The organism is Arthrobacter sp. E3, from assembly GCF_017353415.1.
GTDB lineage: Bacteria > Actinomycetota > Actinomycetes > Actinomycetales > Micrococcaceae > Specibacter.
The window spans coordinates 1-2,183 of the sequence record NZ_JAFMPX010000073.1 but is presented as its reverse complement, the minus strand read 5'-3'; the positions used below and the strand labels follow the sequence as shown (position 1 = coordinate 2,183).

The following is a 2,183-nucleotide window of genomic DNA, read 5'->3' as shown; positions in this document are numbered from 1 at the left end:
GCTTTCATGTAGTCGGTGACGGCGATGACCGGTCCTTGTGCATCAGCCATTTTTTGGGTGATGTACGGGGTGCGGACGGGGTTTTCGGGGTGGAGGAACGCTTCTTCTTCCGCGGCGAGTCCGTCGCGTCGGAGTTCGGTCCATGAGGTCACGGACCACACGTCAGCGGCTACACCCCATTCATCGGCAAGGATTCGTTGTGCTTCCAGGGCCCAGGGAACGGACACGCCGGAAGCGAGGAGTTGGGTGCGTGGGCCGGTGTGCTCGCTCTTGTTGAGGAGGTAGATGCCCTTGTTGATGCCCTCGATATCGATGTTCTCGGGTGCTTTGGGTTGAATGATCGGCTCGTTGTACACGGTGATGTAGTACATGACGTTGGGATCGGTAGAGTTCTTCCCGTACATGCGCTCCAGACCGGCGTGGATGATCGCACCGATCTCGTAGCCGTAGGCCGGGTCGTAGGTGATCACGGCGTCGTTGGTGGAGGCCAGGATCGGTGAGTGCCCGTCAGCGTGTTGCAGGCCTTCACCGGTGAGGGTGGTCCGTCCTGCGGTCGCGCCGATGATGAACCCGCGGGTCATCTGGTCCCCGGCAGCCCAGAACTGGTCTCCGGTGCGTTGGAAGCCGAACATGGAGTAGAACACGTAGATCGGGATCAACGGTTCCCCGTGCGTGGCGTACGCGGTCCCGGCAGCGGTGAACGCTGCCACGGAACCGGCTTCGTTAATGCCGGCGTGCACGATCTGCCCGGACACGGATTCCTTGTAGGCCAGGATCAGGTCACGGTCCACGGAGAGGTAGTTCTGCCCGTTGGGGTTGTAGATCTTCGCGGTCGGGAAGAACGCGTCAATGCCGAAGGTCCGTGCCTCGTCCGGGATGATCGGCACGATCCGCTGACCGATGCCCTTATCCCGCATCAAGTCCTTGAGTAGGCGCACGAACGCCATGGTCGTGGCCGCGTGTTGCTTACCCGAGCCGCGGTTGGCGACTTCATAGGTTTTATCCCCGGGTAGTTCCAACTCGGTGTGCTTGGAACGGCGTTCAGGAACGAACCCGCCCAACGCCGCACGGCGTTCCATCATGTACTGGATCTCCGGGGAGTCAGCACCTGGGTGGTAGTACGGGGGACGGTACGGGTCCGCTTCCAGAACCTCATCAGAGATCGGCAGGCGCAGGTGCGTGCGGAAGTCCTTCAAGTCCTGCAAGGTCAACTTCTTCATCTGGTGCGTGGCGTTACGTGCCTCGAAGTGCGTGCCCAGGCCGTAGCCCTTGACCGTGTGGGCCAGGATCACTGTCGGCTTGCCCTTGAACTCACTCGCAGCCTTATACGCGGCGTAAACCTTGTGGTAATCGTGCCCGCCACGCTTGAGGTTCCAGATCTGCTCATCATCAAGATGCGCGGCGAGTTCCTTGGTCTGCGGGGTCTGCCCGAAGAAGTGCTCACGAATGAACCCACCGGATTCAGCCTTGTACGTCTGGTAATCCCCATCCAGGGTGTCATTCATGACCTTCACCAGCGAATGATCCGTGTCCCTCGCGAGCAGGTCATCCCACTCACGACCCCACAACACCTTGATCACGTTCCACCCGGCACCGCGGAAGAACGCTTCGAGTTCCTGAACGATCTTGCCGTTGCCACGCACCGGCCCATCCAAACGCTGGAGGTTGCAGTTAATAACAAAATTCAGGTTATCGAGCTTGTCGTTCGCCGCGAGCTGCAACAAACCACGCGATTCCGGCTCGTCCATTTCACCATCACCAAGGAACGCCCAGACCTGCTGATCAGAGGTGTCCTTAATGCCACGGTTATGCAAATACCGGTTTGACTGGGCCTGGTAAATCGCGTGCATCGGGCCGATACCCATCGACACGGTCGGGAATTCCCAGAACTCCGGCATCAAACGCGGGTGCGGATACGACGACAGCGCATGACCCTCCTTGGACTTTTCCTGACGGAAACCATCCAAGTCTTCCTCCGAGAGGCGACCTTCCAAGAACGCACGCGCATACATCCCAGGAGAAGCATGACCCTGGAAGAAAATCTGGTCCCCACCCCCGGGATGATCCTTACCCCGGAAGAAATGATTAAAACCAACCTCGTACAACGTCGACGCACCAGCATAAGTGGAAATATGCCCACCCACACCAATATCAGGAGCCTGCGCACGATGCACCAAAATAGC

1 protein-coding gene is annotated in these 2,183 nt (G+C 59.0%); it reads right to left on the bottom strand.

The genetic code is table 11. The annotated features are described in order from the left end of the window. Positions 1-2,183, bottom strand: a 2,183-nt coding sequence (gene aceE, locus JMA46_RS16630) for a pyruvate dehydrogenase (acetyl-transferring), homodimeric type (protein WP_207346461.1), incomplete at both ends; no start/stop codon positions are given.